This is a genomic window from Enterococcus sp. 22-H-5-01 (assembly GCF_050310005.1).
Taxonomy (GTDB): Bacteria; Bacillota; Bacilli; order Lactobacillales; family Enterococcaceae; genus Enterococcus_A; species Enterococcus_A hailinensis.
The window spans coordinates 374,966-389,767 of record NZ_CP189993.1; the positions used below are offsets into that span (position 1 = coordinate 374,966).

General features: G+C 37.3%; 11 protein-coding genes. 6 read left to right on the forward strand and 5 right to left on the reverse strand.

All coding sequences use genetic code 11. The features are described 5' to 3' along the window. Positions 1-33: 33 nt before the first annotated feature. On the forward strand, positions 34-732 hold the full coding sequence (locus ACQKTA_RS01925; RefSeq protein WP_427813982.1) for a response regulator transcription factor: 699 nt from the start codon (positions 34-36) through the stop codon (positions 730-732). Positions 733-840: 108 nt separating this feature from the next. Here ACQKTA_RS01925 and cutC read toward each other — a convergent pair whose 3' ends face one another. The 3 genes from cutC to ACQKTA_RS01940 form a co-directional block, all read right to left on the reverse strand. Continuing rightward, positions 841-3,213: a choline trimethylamine-lyase gene (cutC, locus tag ACQKTA_RS01930; protein ID WP_427813983.1), complete on the reverse strand. Its 2,373-nt coding sequence runs from the start codon at positions 3,211-3,213 to the stop codon at positions 841-843. Positions 3,214-3,538: 325 nt separating this feature from the next. Next, entirely contained in the window at positions 3,539-3,832 is a 294-nt protein-coding gene (locus ACQKTA_RS01935; protein WP_427813984.1) for a hypothetical protein, read from the reverse strand. Between the two features lie 3 nt (positions 3,833-3,835). After that, positions 3,836-4,843 carry a DMT family transporter gene (locus ACQKTA_RS01940; protein WP_427813985.1) on the reverse strand — a complete coding sequence of 336 codons (1,008 nt, stop codon included), beginning with the start codon at positions 4,841-4,843 and terminating at the stop codon, positions 3,836-3,838. Between the two features lie 351 nt (positions 4,844-5,194). Between ACQKTA_RS01940 and hemW the strand changes: the two genes are divergently transcribed. From hemW to dnaJ, 5 genes are all read left to right on the forward strand, one after another. Next, a complete protein-coding gene (gene hemW / locus ACQKTA_RS01945; protein ID WP_427813986.1) occupies positions 5,195-6,337 on the forward strand; it encodes a radical SAM family heme chaperone HemW in 1,143 nt (380 codons plus the stop codon). Positions 6,338-6,464: 127 nt separating this feature from the next. Continuing rightward, complete coding sequence (gene hrcA / locus ACQKTA_RS01950) at positions 6,465-7,505, forward strand: heat-inducible transcriptional repressor HrcA (RefSeq protein ID WP_427813987.1); 1,041 nt, start codon at positions 6,465-6,467, stop codon at positions 7,503-7,505. A gap of 33 nt (positions 7,506-7,538) precedes the next feature. Then, positions 7,539-8,090: a nucleotide exchange factor GrpE gene (gene grpE, locus ACQKTA_RS01955; protein WP_427813988.1), complete on the forward strand. Its 552-nt coding sequence runs from the start codon at positions 7,539-7,541 to the stop codon at positions 8,088-8,090. A 53-nt stretch (positions 8,091-8,143) separates the two neighbouring features. Then, positions 8,144-9,973 (forward strand): molecular chaperone DnaK, encoded by a 1,830-nt coding sequence (dnaK, locus tag ACQKTA_RS01960; RefSeq protein ID WP_332581034.1) that lies wholly within the window; start codon positions 8,144-8,146, stop codon positions 9,971-9,973. Between the two features lie 146 nt (positions 9,974-10,119). Further along, positions 10,120-11,280, forward strand: coding sequence for a molecular chaperone DnaJ (gene dnaJ / locus ACQKTA_RS01965; protein ID WP_427813989.1), 1,161 nt, complete (start codon positions 10,120-10,122; stop codon positions 11,278-11,280). 38 nt (positions 11,281-11,318) lie between these two features. Here the strand turns inward: dnaJ and mprF are convergent, their stop codons facing one another. Together mprF and ACQKTA_RS01975 are read right to left on the reverse strand one after the other, a co-directional pair. Then, a complete protein-coding gene (gene mprF / locus ACQKTA_RS01970) occupies positions 11,319-13,898 on the reverse strand; it encodes a bifunctional lysylphosphatidylglycerol flippase/synthetase MprF (protein WP_427813990.1) in 2,580 nt (859 codons plus the stop codon). Positions 13,899-13,902: 4 nt separating this feature from the next. Next, positions 13,903-14,622 carry an alpha/beta fold hydrolase gene (locus ACQKTA_RS01975; RefSeq protein WP_427813991.1) on the reverse strand — a complete coding sequence of 240 codons (720 nt, stop codon included), beginning with the start codon at positions 14,620-14,622 and terminating at the stop codon, positions 13,903-13,905. Positions 14,623-14,802: the final 180 nt, after the last annotated feature.

Below are 14,802 nucleotides of genomic sequence, written 5' to 3' on the forward strand. Positions count from 1 at the left end.
AGATGAAGAGTTGGAACGAAATTTTTTACAAGCTTGATTGAAAAAACAATGTCAGATGATTGTTTGATTTGGAGTTGCAACACAGGAACACAAGCAGTCGAGCTTGCACAGAAGTATCAACCGGATATTTTATTTTTAGATATATTGATTCCAGAAAAAGATGGATTGACTGTATTAAAAGAAATACGTACGTTTTTACCAGATGCAATAGTTTTGATTTTGTCAGCTTTATCGGATTTCTCGTATGCTCAAAAGGCAATTGATTTAAAAGTTTTTAAGTATATACTAAAGCCCGCCAAACCAAGAGAAATTGAAGAAGTAATTTTATCTATTATCAAAAAACGAAAAAGAATATCAGAAATATCATTAGTAAGTTCAATAAATGATAGTTGTGAAGAAACAGTTGGGTTTGTTCGAGAAGCTGTCCGTTTTATCCAGAAAAATTTTCGTGATACATTGACATTAGAAATGGTTTCATCTCATGTTTATATGAATCCGCAATACTTCAGTCGTGTATTTAAAAAGAAAATTGGTGCTTCGTATACTGATTATGTAAATAATCTGAGGATTCAGTATGCATGTAAATTATTGGAAACCTCCGATTTTCCATCCTACCGCATATCAAATGAATGTGGATTTAATGATCCTTCTTATTTTAATCGAGTTTTTTTTAAACAAATGAAGACTACACCGAATAAGTATCGAAAACTGTCGCACCGACAACTATCTTAATATGTTTGTTTTATAAATTATAAATACTTCAGGTTTCATCTTATTTATTTGAAGGTGAAACCTGAAGTATTTTTATTTGGAGGCAAGTTTTTGACGTTTAAAAAATTATTATTGAATAATCGTTCGACTGATTATCTCGTCTTGAACTTCTTTACAAAGTTCACTGAAGAATGCGCTATAACCAGCAACACGTACTATTAAATCACGGTATTCTTCCGGGCGACGTTGTGCATCTACCAGAGTAGCATTGTCAACACAGTTAAATTGCATTTGGCCATTTCCAAGCACTGATGCAGTTCTCAACAATGTAATTAGCCCTGCACGACCTTCAGAAGAATCTAATGAACTCTGAGTGATTTTAAAATTATGAGCCATCCCTAAACTCATTGCTTCCACTTGGATTTTAGATACTGACTTGATTACAGCAGTTGCACCTTTGATGTCTGCACCTTGAGAAGGACTCATCGCATCCGATAGTGGTTCAAAGGCACTTCTGCCATTTGGAGTCGCACCAATCATTTCTCCTAATGGAGTGTTAAAGGATTGTGATAATGTTCCATGAATATGATGAGCATAAAGTGAGTTGATACTGTTCATGCGTTTCTCTGTATAGTCCACGATTTCAGCAGCAATTAAATCAGCATAATCATCGTCATTTCCATATTTCGGAGCATTTTTACAATCGCGACGCACAAATTCATAACCTTCCCAATTGGCATCTAATGCATCTTTGATATCTTGTAAGGTGTACTTTTGTTCATCGTAGACAAGTTTTTTTATAGCGGACATACTATCAACATAAGTACCTAATCCTGCAAAAATCGTTCCTGGACCGCCGTATAGTACGGCACCTCCAGCAGTAACGTCTTTTCCAGATTCCATACACCCATCAACGAATAAGGACATATAGGGAGTTGGATTTGTTTCGCAGAAGATTTTTTGAATCAGGTTAGTACCTTTGGCATTCTTATCAATCAAGAAATCAAGCTGTTTTTTTACGGCATACTCAAATTTTTCAAATGTATCTAACGAATCTATCGCTCCGGTATCTAGCCACTGTTTATCACTGTAAGAGGGTAATGTCCCTCTGTTTAACGCCATTTCAATTGTAATTGGCCATTGAGTAAATCCACCAGCTGTCCATTGATGAATACGGCCAGATTTTTGCGGCTCTACACAACCCATTAGACAATAATCTCGTGCATCTTGTGGTGAAAATCCTTTCTCTAACATCATCTTAATATGCGCATCATCAAAATGACAAGCGGGCATACCAACACCGGATCGTATGACTTCAATAATTTTATCTAAGTAACGTTTTGGTGAATCATTGTGTATTCTACAAGCAAGAGAAGGCTGATAGACACGAACGGTTTTCACTGCATCCATAATCAAGTAAGTGAGATCATTGGTACCATCACTTCCATCACGTTTTACTCCGCCGACAGTCATATTAATAAAAGGCATATAACCAGCAAAATATTTTGCTGTTGCCCCTGGTGTATACCAAATCATTTCTGAACATTTGATAATAAAACACCCCATCATTTCCAAAGCTTGTTCTTGATTGATCTTCTCATTACGAAGGTCAGCTTCATAGCAAGGGTAAACGTATTGATCGACACGGCCTAATGAGGTGCTGCATTGATTTTCTTCCATTAAAAAAAGCGATTGAATTGTCCAAATAGACTGTAATGCTTCTTGAAAAGTTTTTGGTGGATTTGCTGGGACGCGTAAATTTACTTCTGCGATCATCTCTAGTTCAACTTTTCGTTGAGGATCGCTTTCTTCAATCGACAATTGTAGAGCGTAACTGGATAGACGCTCAGCGTAAACCAAAATTCCCTCACAAGTCTCTAACGCAGCTTGATAGAAAGCAATTTTTTCTGGATCGTTTTCTTTTTCCAAGTAACTTTCCGCTTCTTTTTTTAAGCCAAGAATACCTTTTTCAAATAAAATAATGTCATACCCTGGGCTAGTGTCGCCGCCTCCGCTTGTAATATGATATGTTAAGTCGCTAATACAAGCTTCAGCACCAAATTCCCAAAGCTCTTCATCTTCTTGGCGAATTGTTTGCTCACAGGCTTCAGCTAGAGATTTGCCTTTCCAAAAAGGAAATAGTATTTCTCTCATAGTTGCTTTATCATCTTCGCTGATGTAGTAAGGGTCTTGAGAACGTGTACTAATGTCATCTAACTCTTCAGCAAGCCATTCCCATGCAATATCGGGAGAAAAAGCGCCTGCACGAGGCTTGCCACAAGGATGCCCCACAATTAATTCATTTTCTTGAATCAATAGAGGTGCTGTTTCGCAAGCTCTTCGGAAGGCTTTTGCTCTTAAAACGTTTTTGGGTAGATGTGGATTCTTTTTGAATACTTCAGTATAAGCTAAAGCGCGGTTTAATGAGATACTTGGCTTAGCGGATAAATAAGTATCTTTCAAAGCGTTAAGGCGTTTTGGAATCGTGTGATGTGAACTCATATTTTCCTCCTTAAAGTAGCGTTTATATATATAAAGCTTAACATAGCAGCATTAAAAGAAATTGGATATATAAGATTAGCTGATTGGACTATTGTTTTTTGTTGGTCAGTCAGAAGGGAATTATGTGCTTTTATTGGATAAATTTGAACTTAATAATTTTATTAGAATGGTAGCTTTATTTTTAAGGTAGTGTAAAAAGATAGTTTCAGTTAGGAGTATAGAAAAAAGACCTCATAAGGATCCTAATCTTAACTCCTTATGAGGTCTTTTTATATCTAGTAGGGAATAAATAGCTAAATATATTACAAGAAAACTTCAATTCTAATTAGTTGTTTAGTCGCCATTTTTTTGGTAAATATTTGTTAATAGTAGTTAGACCTTCCTCGTTAATCACGTAATCAATAACTAATTGATCATCTTCATTAATCGCATAATTTCCTTCATCAATCAAACCATTTTCTTTTAGAGATAGTAGGTGGTCAAGAAAATTATTATAAGTGAACTGTCTTTCCGATCCGTATTCTTCTTTTAGACCAGCCATTACTGTATGGATATTATTTTTATTATCTGGATTACTTGCTATATAGTGTAACACTCGCGATCGTATTGGTAATAGCATTATCTAAGCCTCCTTTTTTTTGATAAAGTCTAACGGATTAACTGATACAATGATTGCACCCGCTGTAATAATGATAGCTCCTAAGATCATCATTGGGCTTAGTGTACTGCGTAAGAAAATTACAGAAAAAATTACCCCCCATAATACATAGGTACTGTTGATTGACATACCAGTCGCAACACCGACTTTACTGTTAGCAACATACCAGGCGAGGAAAGAAGCTGCAGCAAATAATGCACCTAAAGCAATAATTAGAACAAGATTTGGAGCGGCTAAAACGTCTGTAAATAAACCCAGAGCTTTAAAAATAGGTAATACAACAACGATGAAGACAAAGCCTGAAACACCTTGACGGATTGTTATTGCTATGTTGGAATCAATCATTGACATTCCGAAAGCAGAAAATACTCCTTCCATCCCCCAACCAATCGCAGCAATAAAAGCACAAATGATACCAAAGAAAAAGTTGTTACCAACTGCACCACCACCATCCATTGAAATCATAATTGCTCCTGCAATACAAATAATCATTCCTCCAGCTACGCGTTTAGAGATATCTTGTTTTAAAAATACTTTTGCAAAAAGAGCACCAAACATTGGAAATAATGCGGAAATAGGGATTGCTGCAGTACCTGCAGAGGCAATACCCATAAGATAGGCACCGTTCGCAATAGGACCACCAAAAAGAGCACCTAAAATAACCATTAAACCTGGAAAAATTGCTAAACTACGTCCAATTTCTTTGAATCTACCTTTAATTGTGTTGAATAAAATTAGCCAAATTGCAGCAATCGTATCATTTAATGCGGAGGCTACGAAGGGAGCTGCAAAAAGCCCAGCAGCACCAATTAATGGATCTTTCATCATTGCATAAGCTGATACGGTACTGTACAAGCCAAAAGTAATCGCTGAAACAAATCCCGCGACTAAACCTTGTCTAGTAAAGCTGGCAGTCATTTTTTGTTTCTTTAACAAAACGGGTGATACTTTCTTTTTAAAACTTTCTTCCATCCGATTCACCTCTAAATCAATAGTTAGTGTTTTACGACAACAATTGTGGAAACGAATATATTATTATCTGTCGTTAAAACATCTACGAATTGATTATAAGTCAGATAGATTTTCATGCCTTACACATTTTAAACTTTATTCTGGTAAAAAGAATATGTAACCTGTGATGAATTGGATAATTATTACTTTTCTGTATTATCGTTTAAATAGCCAGTAATTGAAAATTTTTTAAGAGATAACTTTTTAAATTTTTGTTTTTATTATGATTAATCAATTGCAGTCTTAGTTAGCTGAAAGTTATGTTAAAATACTATTTGTTACAATAATTATAGATGCAGAAAGAGGAACAAAATGACAGAATCAACTTCAGCCTATATTCACATTCCTTTTTGTGAACATATCTGTTACTACTGTGATTTCAACAAAGTTTTTTTAGAGGGTCAGCCAGTAGATGAATATATAGAAGCGTTACTAACCGAAACACGTCTTTCTTTAGAACAATATCCGGTAAAAAAAATGGAGACAGTTTATGTAGGTGGGGGAACTCCGACTTCATTAAACGCAAAACAATTGGATCGTTTACTGAGCGGATTGCGTGAATTACTTCCATATAAAAATGGTGAGTTTACCGTTGAAGCGAATCCTGGTGATCTATCTGGAGATAAATTAGATGTAATGAAAAATTACGGTGTTAATCGTTTATCGATGGGTGTTCAAACATTTGATGATCGTTTATTGAAGAAAATCGGCCGCAAGCATACGGCAAAAGATGTGTATGACACGATTCAATTGTTAGAAGATAAAAATTTCCAAAACGTAACGATCGACTTGATTTATGCGTTGCCTGGTCAAAGTTTGGAAAGCTTCCGAGATACGGTTCGTCGAGCATTAGAATTGGATTTACCACATTATGCGTTGTATTCGTTGATATTAGAAAATCAAACCATGTTTATGAATTGGGTTCGTCGTGGGAAAATGCAATTGCCTGAACAAGAGGTTGAAGCCCAAATGTATGCTGAAACGATCGAAGCAATGGAAAAAGCAGGTCGCATGCAGTACGAGATCAGTAACTTTGCTAAACCAGGTTTTGAAAGCCAACATAATTTAGTGTATTGGAATAATCAAAATTATTTTGGTCTGGGCGCAGGTGCTAGTGGTTACTTAGGTAATAAGCGATACAAAAATAGAGGACCGATTCAGCATTATTTAAAAGCATTGAATAATGGCCAGCTCCCCGTGTTAGAAGAAGAATCGCTCACCCAGAAAGAACAAATCGAAGAAGAGATGTTTTTAGGCTTAAGAAAAATTTTAGGAGTCGAAAAAAAAGTCTTTGAAGAGCGTTTTGGCCAATCAATTGTGAGTATATACGGAGAAGTTATCGAAGATTTAAAACAGCAAAACCTGATCATAGAAAGCGATACAAACATTCGTTTAACGAAGCAGGGACTGTTTCGGGGGAATGATGTTTTTGAACAATTTTTATTGAGCAAATAAAATTAGCACTCTTGTACAAAGAGTGCTAATTTTTTGTGTTTAATGCTTGACATTAAAATCAAATATGGTATATTAATAATCGAGTTGGCACTTAAAGATAAAGAGTGCTAACTAAAGGATGAGGAGAATGTTAACAGAAAGACAAAAACTGATTCTCAGCTTGATCATCCAAGACTTTACGAATTCAGGTCAGCCTGTAGGTTCAAAAAGTTTGATGGAAGAAGGCGTAAAAGCAAGTTCTGCAACGATTCGTAACGATATGAAAGCATTAGAAGAACTTGGTATGTTGGAGAAAACTCATTCTTCATCAGGACGGATTCCTTCTGTATCAGGATATCGTTATTATGTGGATCATTTATTGACGCCGGCAAAGGTGAGTAATCAAGAAGTAGCTCAAATTCGTAATTCGTTGAAAAAAGATATCCATGAAATTGATGATATTATTCAACAATCGGCTAAAATACTTTCTCAAGTAACAAGCTATACTGCATTTTCATTGGGTCCTGAAATGAAAGATCGTACATTGACTGGTTTTCGGATCGTGCCGCTAAATGATCGACAAATTTTAGCAATCATCGTTACCGATAAAGGAAATGTCGAGAGCCAAGTTTTTCGGGTTCCGGAAAATGTCGAAAGCCAAGACTTAGAGAAAATGGTTCATATCATCAATGATCGTCTTGTAGGCCAACCGTTAGTAAGTGTCTATCAAAAGTTAAGAACTGAGATTCCGATGATTTTACATCGCTATTTCCAATCAACTGAGGGTATTGGTCGTTTGTTTGATGTCGTTTTAAATGAGGCATTTGAGGATAAAGTCTTTGTCAGTGGTCGAATGAATATTTTGAATTTTAATTCAGAGTATGATTTAGGCCATGTGAAGTCGATGTATTCACTTATGCGTAATTCAGAAGAATTGACACAATTGCTCCTACCGTCTGATGATCGCATCCATGTAAGGATCGGTGCCGAGATGGGCAATGATATATTTGATCATTTAAGTATGATCCAAGCAAATTATGAAATCAGCGGACACGGTCGAGGCACGATCGCTTTATTAGGTCCAACATCGATGCCGTATTCAAAAATCGTTGGTTTATTAGAAGTATTTCAATCTGAGTTGACAAATGCTCTGGACGATTACTATCGTTCATTGGATTTATATCACTAGAAACGATTCCTAAAAAGAAAGGAAGTACGCGTAGTGGCAAAAGAAGAAAAACATGAAGTGGAAGAAGAATTAGAAGAAGTTGAATCAACGGATACTAGTTCTACAGAAACAGAAGAAATCGATATTCCTGAAATTTCTGAAGTCGAAGAATTGACTGGGAAATTCAATGAAATGGAAGACAAATTTTTACGTGCTCGAGCGGAAATCGCAAATATGTCAAACCGTAACAAAAATGAACGGGAACAACTAGTTCGTTATCGTTCACAAGATCTTGGTAAAAAATTATTACCAGCGATCGATAATTTAGAAAGAGCTCTAGCAACAGAAGTAACAGATGATCAAGGAGCTAGCCTTAAAAAAGGTGTTGAAATGGTACTTGAAAGTTTGAATGTTGCATTAAAAGAAGAAGGCATCACTGAAATCAAAGCTGAAGGTGAAGCATTTGATCCAAATCTACATCAAGCTGTTCAAACAGTTCCTGCAGATGACGATCATAGTGCAGACACTATTGTAAATGTCTTACAAAAAGGGTATCAACTGCATGATCGCGTGTTGCGTCCAGCAATGGTGATCGTTGCTCAATAATTAATGTATTCTACTAAAAATTTAACAGATAAATGAAAAGGAGATTTTCAACTATGAGTAAAATTATTGGTATTGACTTAGGTACAACAAACTCAGCTGTCGCTGTCTTAGAAGGCGGAGAAGCTAAAATCATTACAAATCCAGAAGGAAATCGTACAACTCCATCTGTAGTGTCTTTCAAAAATGGTGAAATCCAAGTCGGTGAAGTAGCAAAACGTCAAGCTGTTACAAATCCGCATACAATTTCATCAATCAAGCGTCACATGGGTGAAGCTGGCTACAAAGTTGAAGCTGAAGGAAAAACATATACACCACAAGAAATTTCAGCGATGGTTTTACAATACATCAAAGGATTTGCTGAAGACTATTTAGGTGAAAAAGTTGAGAAAGCTGTTATCACTGTTCCCGCTTATTTCAATGACTCACAACGTCAAGCAACAAAAGACGCTGGTAAGATCGCTGGTCTAGAAGTTGAACGTATCGTTAACGAACCAACTGCAGCTGCATTAGCTTACGGTTTAGATAAAACAGATAAAGATGAAAAAATCTTAGTATTTGACCTTGGTGGTGGTACATTTGACGTTTCTGTCCTTGAATTAGGTGATGGCGTTTTCGATGTATTATCAACTGCTGGAGATAACAATCTAGGTGGGGATGACTTTGATAACAAGATCATCGATTACTTAGTTGCTGACTTCAAACAAGCAAATGGTATTGACTTATCTAAAGATAAAATGGCAATGCAACGTTTGAAAGATGCTGCTGAAAAAGCGAAAAAAGATTTGTCAGGTGTAAGCTCAACACAAATCAGCTTGCCATTTATCACTGCTGGCGATGCTGGTCCATTGCACTTGGAAACAACATTATCACGTGCTAAATTTGATGAAATCACTGCAGACTTAGTAGAACGTACTAAAACTCCAGTTCGTCAAGCATTAAAAGACGCTGGCTTATCTCAATCAGAAATCGATGAAGTTATTTTAGTTGGTGGTTCTACTCGTATTCCAGCAGTTGTTGAAGCTGTACGTAAAGAAACAGGTAAAGAACCAAATAAATCTGTAAACCCAGATGAAGTAGTTGCTATGGGGGCTGCAATCCAAGGTGGCGTTATCACTGGTGATGTAAAAGACGTTGTTTTACTAGACGTGACACCATTATCATTAGGTATCGAAACAATGGGTGGCGTATTTACTAAATTGATCGATCGTAATACAACGATCCCAACAAGCAAATCACAAGTATTCTCAACAGCAGCTGACAATCAACCAGCAGTAGATATTCACGTGTTACAAGGTGAACGTCCGATGGCTGCAGACAACAAAACATTGGGTCGTTTCCAATTAACAGATATTCCAGCAGCACCACGAGGAATTCCTCAAATCGAAGTATCATTCGATATTGATAAAAATGGTATCGTGAATGTTTCTGCGAAAGATCTAGGAACACAAAAAGAACAAAAAATTACAATCAAATCTTCATCAGGTTTATCAGATGATGAAATCGAACGCATGGTAAAAGATGCTGAAGCAAATGCTGATGCAGATAAAGCTCGTAAAGAAGAAGTTGACTTACGTAACGACGTTGATGCGTTGCTATTCTCTGTTGATAAAACATTGAAAGAATTAGAAGGCAAAGTTGATGCAGACGAAGTGAAGAAAGCTGAAGATGCTCGCGATGAATTAAAAGCAGCAGTTGAAGCTAACGATGTCGAACAAATGAAAACAAAACGTGACGCATTGAACGAAATCGTCCAAAACTTAACAGTTAAACTTTATGAACAAGCTGCGCAACAACAAGCAGATGCTGATCCAAATGCTGCTCAAGGCGGCGCGGATGATGTTGTAGATGCTGATTTTGAAGAAGTTAACGATGACGACAAATAATTAATTCGTTGATCAAGGCCAAAGTCATCGCTTTGGCCTTTTTCTTTAAGATTGGTCGCTCCTTTAGAAAAAATCTAAGAAAAGTATCGTATCGAAATCGACTGTGATACAATACTAACGATTCTATGAATTACGGAGGGAAGCCAATGGCTACAAAACGAGATTATTACGAAGTCCTTGGGGTTCAAAAAGGTGCTTCTGATGCTGAAATAAAAAAAGCGTATCGCAAGCTTTCCAAGCAATACCATCCAGACATCAACAAGGAAGCTGATGCAGAAGAAAAGTTTAAAGAAATATCTGAGGCTTACGAAATTTTGAGTGATCCTCAAAAGCGTGCGGCCTATGATCAATATGGTCATGCTGGAACAGATCCTAACTTTGGCGCAGGTGGTGCCGGAGGCTTCGGCGGTGCTGGTGGATTTAGCGGCGCAGGCGGTTTTGGGTTTGAAGATATTTTTGAATCTTTCTTTGGCGGCGGGGGTTCTCGTCAAGCAGATCCGAAAGCTCCAAGACAAGGGGCGGATCTACAATACTCAATTAATTTAGAGTTTGAAGAAGCAATCTTTGGTGTTGAAAAAGATATCAAATATAATCGCGAAGAAACTTGTCATACGTGTCACGGCAATGGTGCAAAACCTGGTACTGAACCTGAAGTTTGTCACAAGTGTCATGGTTCAGGTTCAATCAATGTAGAACATCAAACACCACTTGGTCGTGTGATGAGTCGTCAAACATGTGATGTTTGTCATGGGACGGGTAAAGAAATAAAAGATCCATGCCCAACTTGTCATGGTACTGGACACGAAAAACGTCCGCATACTGTCAAAGTAAAAGTTCCTGCGGGTGTAGAAGATGGTCAACAAATGCGTTTAGCAGATCAAGGTGAAGCTGGTATCAATGGCGGACCTTACGGTGATCTTTATGTCGTCTTCAAAGTAAAAGAAAGCGACATTTTCGATCGCGATGGCGGCGAGATTTATTACACATTACCTTTGAGCTTTGTACAAGCTGCGCTAGGTGATGAAATCAACGTACCGACTGTTCATGGTGATGTGAAGCTAAAAGTTCCTGCTGGTACTCAAACGGGCTCTAAATTCCGCTTACGAGGCAAAGGGGCTCCTAGATTACGTGGTAATTCTAACGGTGACCAACAAGTGACTGTTAAGATCATCACACCTAAGAACTTGAACGAAAAGCAACAAGAAGCATTGCGTGCGTTTGCTGAAGCAAGTGGGCAGACAGTTACTGAACAACGAGACGAAGGATTTTTTGGAAAAGTAAAAGATGCTTTCGGCGGCAAGAAATAAAAAAATCCCTTACCATTTGGTAAGGGATTTTTTGCCTATTAAGTTTTGAAGATGAAACGATGAATGCCACGATATTTTTTCTCACCTTGTACGGGTGCGTTATCGGTAATCAATAAAGCAATCATCACATACCCAATCCAACTATCACGTGAATAGAGAACGTATTCTGGCAACCATTTATTCGCATATTTGTCTTTGTATTCTTTCAAACCGCCGAAAGAGTAAAAGCGTGAACCGAAGTTATAAACTAAATAGGCAATTCTTTCTTGCGTAAAACTTTTACGTGAAGTACCGACATTCGCTAATGGGGCCATCCCTAAATCGAAATATTCGATGCCCATTTCATCGCGCATATATTGGAATAGATTTATGAATAAGAAGTCCATCGTGCCACCAGGTGCTTTTTCTGGGTTGTGCCGCATCAAATCGATCGTTCCAAGATTGTCTGTATACGTGGGCATGAAATTGGCAAACGCAACGATTTCATGTTCCGCATTTTTTATCACAGCAATCGGTGCTCGCTGCAAATAGTCCTCAGAAAAGAAACCTAGAGAAAAGCCTTTTTCTTTTCTTCCATCTAACCATTCATCAGAAATTGATCGAAGATTTTGCATGGTTTCGGTTGAAAAAGGAGGTTTTAAGACATCAAATTGATAGCCTTCTTTTAGTACTTTATTGAAACTTGCTCGTTGGCCTTTCATCTTTTTGCCGCTCATAGTAAAGTCTGGCAAGAAGACATGGGCTCGTTCGCCAAATTTGATAAAGTCATAGCCAAATTCATGAAGGATCATGACCATTTCTTCACTGTTCTCATAAAAGACTGGTAAATAATTATAACGATCAGCTTGTTCAATCAATTCTTCGGTTGCCGCTTCGAAATCAGCCGCTTTCCCTGAAGGATCGCCCATGATCAAGACTTTATTATTGAAGGTCGATAATTGGAAAAAGACTGTATCGTCTTCGCCATCGTTGTAATAGAAAACTTTTTTGTCATTTAAGAAAACCAATTGGCTATCTGCGTTGCCGCCATAAGTTGCTAAAATATGCTGAACGCGCTTCTCGTCGAGTTTTTCACCAAGCTGTACTCGTTTGTTTTTTAAGAACCAAATCAATAAAAGAACAAAGAAGGCGCCAATAAAAATAGCAATAAAACCAACCACCCAAATCTGTTCGCTAGGGAACAAAAAGAAATCTGGTAATCTATGGCGATGGTGAATCTTTGGACTATTGTATACACCGATGATGATATAAAGGATCGCTAAACTACCCATAATGATGCCATCGATCGTTAGCCATTCGGCAGAGTAAACGAGTTGTTCACGGAATAGTTCGTTTTTAGAAAAAATGACAAAAATCAAAACTAGAGCTAAGAAGATACCACTCGATATTCTAAATCCGGCCAACATAGAATATAAAAACGTTGCAGCTACAATCACAATCGTAGGGATATAAGCTCGTTTGACTCGAGCGGCAACGCCGCGTCCCAAGACCATCAATAAGAAACCTAAAAGAATAGCCGGGAAAACAACGATCACGCGGGAATGAATCGGATTTAAATGTTGTAAGAAAGGTACTCGAACAAAAGCCTCTGGAATCGTCGCAGATAGGACCAGCATGATACCAGTGAAATAAAGCAAGAAGCTTTCCAGTTTGTGGGCGACTTCTTTTAACAGACTTAGCGGGATACCTTTGTAACGATCATTAATCGTTGAGCTGATGTTTTTAAAGAAAAAGATCAAGCCGATTGCGAAAGGCAGTAAATAGTAGAATAATCGGAATAATAAAATCCAAGCAATGACCGTTTCTCGCGGAGTCCCTAAGGCAGACAAACCAAGGATCATCATCAGATCAAAACTACCCAGTTCTCCCGGAATCATCGAGACAATTCCGATCACTGTCGCAGCAATAAACAATGGCACTACATCACGAACGCTGACAGATACGCCCATCAATAAACCCGTTGAAATAAAACTAACTAAGACACCGGTCCATTCTAGAAAAGAATATCCAATTAGTTGTAATCGGTGAGAACTTTTAAGGTCACCTAAGTATTCGCCTTTTCCAAAAAGGCTTAAACAAAAGATAATCGGGAAATATAAACCACCAGCGATCAGCCAAATCCAATATTGTCGCAAGTATTCATTATGGTCATCAAAGATCACAAGGAAAAATGAGAGCAATGCATAAATAGATAATCCGGACATCGTGAATACTAAAATTTTAGATAGGGCTTGAATGACTTTTTTTCCAGAAGTCTGTTTTCCATAAAATTCGGAACGCAATCCAGCGCTAACGACACCCCCAAAACCAGCAATGTTGTTTAAAGTATTTACAAACCAACTGGTCTCAAATACATACAATTTTTTAGGTTTTTGTTCCAAAATATGATTCAACGTAAAATCATAACCGATCATTGGTGTCACTGAGACTAACCCAATCAATGCCATCAGTAAAATATTTTTGATGCTTATACGACTAAAAATATCTGAAAGCTGATCAAATGAAATAGTCTTAGCAATATTTGATAATTCGAAAATAACAATAACAATAACAGAAATCAAAAAAATCATTTTTAATTTACTTAGATGATTCTTAACCCATTCAACAATTCTTTCCATCGAATCACTCCTTTTCCAATAAAAACTGTAGAACTTCTTGATTAAAGCGTTTTGGATTCCGCCGTGCAAACATATGACCTTGTCCTGAAACAATCGCGAAACTAGCATTTGGGATAGCGCGAGCCAAATACATTGAATGCCTTGTTTTGATTGAATCATGCTTGCCCACGATAACCAGAGTGGGTGCTTTAATACTATTCAGATTTTCTGTCGATAAGCCGATGTCACGAAAAAGCAATCGTAAAATAGGTAAAAAATTCCGCATGCCTTTATCTACGAATGCGCCCACCCAAACAATCCCGTATTGCAAGTAACTAAGTACATGGGGGATAAAGCGAACTCCACTAGGTATAGTATTCCCCGCATTCAGAACTAAATGATCCACTTTTTCTGGATAGAGATGTGCGAAAACCATAGCCAAATTGGCGCCGTCGCTAAATCCTAATAAATCTGCACAGACAATTTTTTCTTGTTCCATAATTGTTGCCAAGTCATGAGCCATAATTTGAAAACTAGTTTCTTTTTGTGTGTTGGTCGAGCGTCCATGTCCGCGACTGTCTACTACATAAACATTGAAATGTTTACTAAAACTATTGATTTGTTTTGAAAAATACCTTCCGCTTCCGCCGTTACCATGTAGCAAGAATAGTGCAGGCCCACTACCGTACTTTTCATAATAAATTTCTGATCCGTCGCTCATCCGAGCGATTCTTTTTTCAGACATTCTGTTATCACCTTCCAGATTTAAGTATACCGATTTTTTTCCTTCTTGAACATTAATTTAGTTATAAGAACAAGGGAGCATAATAGAATGATTAATTTAATATAAAGCTATCATTTTTTACTTTTAAAACCCTAATAACTTCTAGTAGTATAAATAAAGAAAATAAGAAGATGGTTGGAT

What these genes read in the sequence shown, in the direction of transcription:
- ACQKTA_RS01935 (WP_427813984.1), bottom strand. Translation starts at nt 3,832, where the DNA reads ATGCTATTACCAATACGATCGCGAGTGTTACACTATATAGCAAGTAAT.
- hemW (WP_427813986.1), top strand. Translation starts at nt 5,195, where the DNA reads ATGACAGAATCAACTTCAGCCTATATTCACATTCCTTTTTGTGAACAT.
- mprF (WP_427813990.1), bottom strand. Translation starts at nt 13,898, where the DNA reads ATGGAAAGAATTGTTGAATGGGTTAAGAATCATCTAAGTAAATTAAAA.
- ACQKTA_RS01975 (WP_427813991.1), bottom strand. Translation starts at nt 14,622, where the DNA reads ATGTCTGAAAAAAGAATCGCTCGGATGAGCGACGGATCAGAAATTTAT.
- dnaK (WP_332581034.1), top strand. Translation starts at nt 8,144, where the DNA reads ATGAGTAAAATTATTGGTATTGACTTAGGTACAACAAACTCAGCTGTC.
- dnaJ (WP_427813989.1), top strand. Translation starts at nt 10,120, where the DNA reads ATGGCTACAAAACGAGATTATTACGAAGTCCTTGGGGTTCAAAAAGGT.
- ACQKTA_RS01940 (WP_427813985.1), bottom strand. Translation starts at nt 4,843, where the DNA reads ATGGAAGAAAGTTTTAAAAAGAAAGTATCACCCGTTTTGTTAAAGAAA.
- hrcA (WP_427813987.1), top strand. Translation starts at nt 6,465, where the DNA reads ATGTTAACAGAAAGACAAAAACTGATTCTCAGCTTGATCATCCAAGAC.
- cutC (WP_427813983.1), bottom strand. Translation starts at nt 3,213, where the DNA reads ATGAGTTCACATCACACGATTCCAAAACGCCTTAACGCTTTGAAAGAT.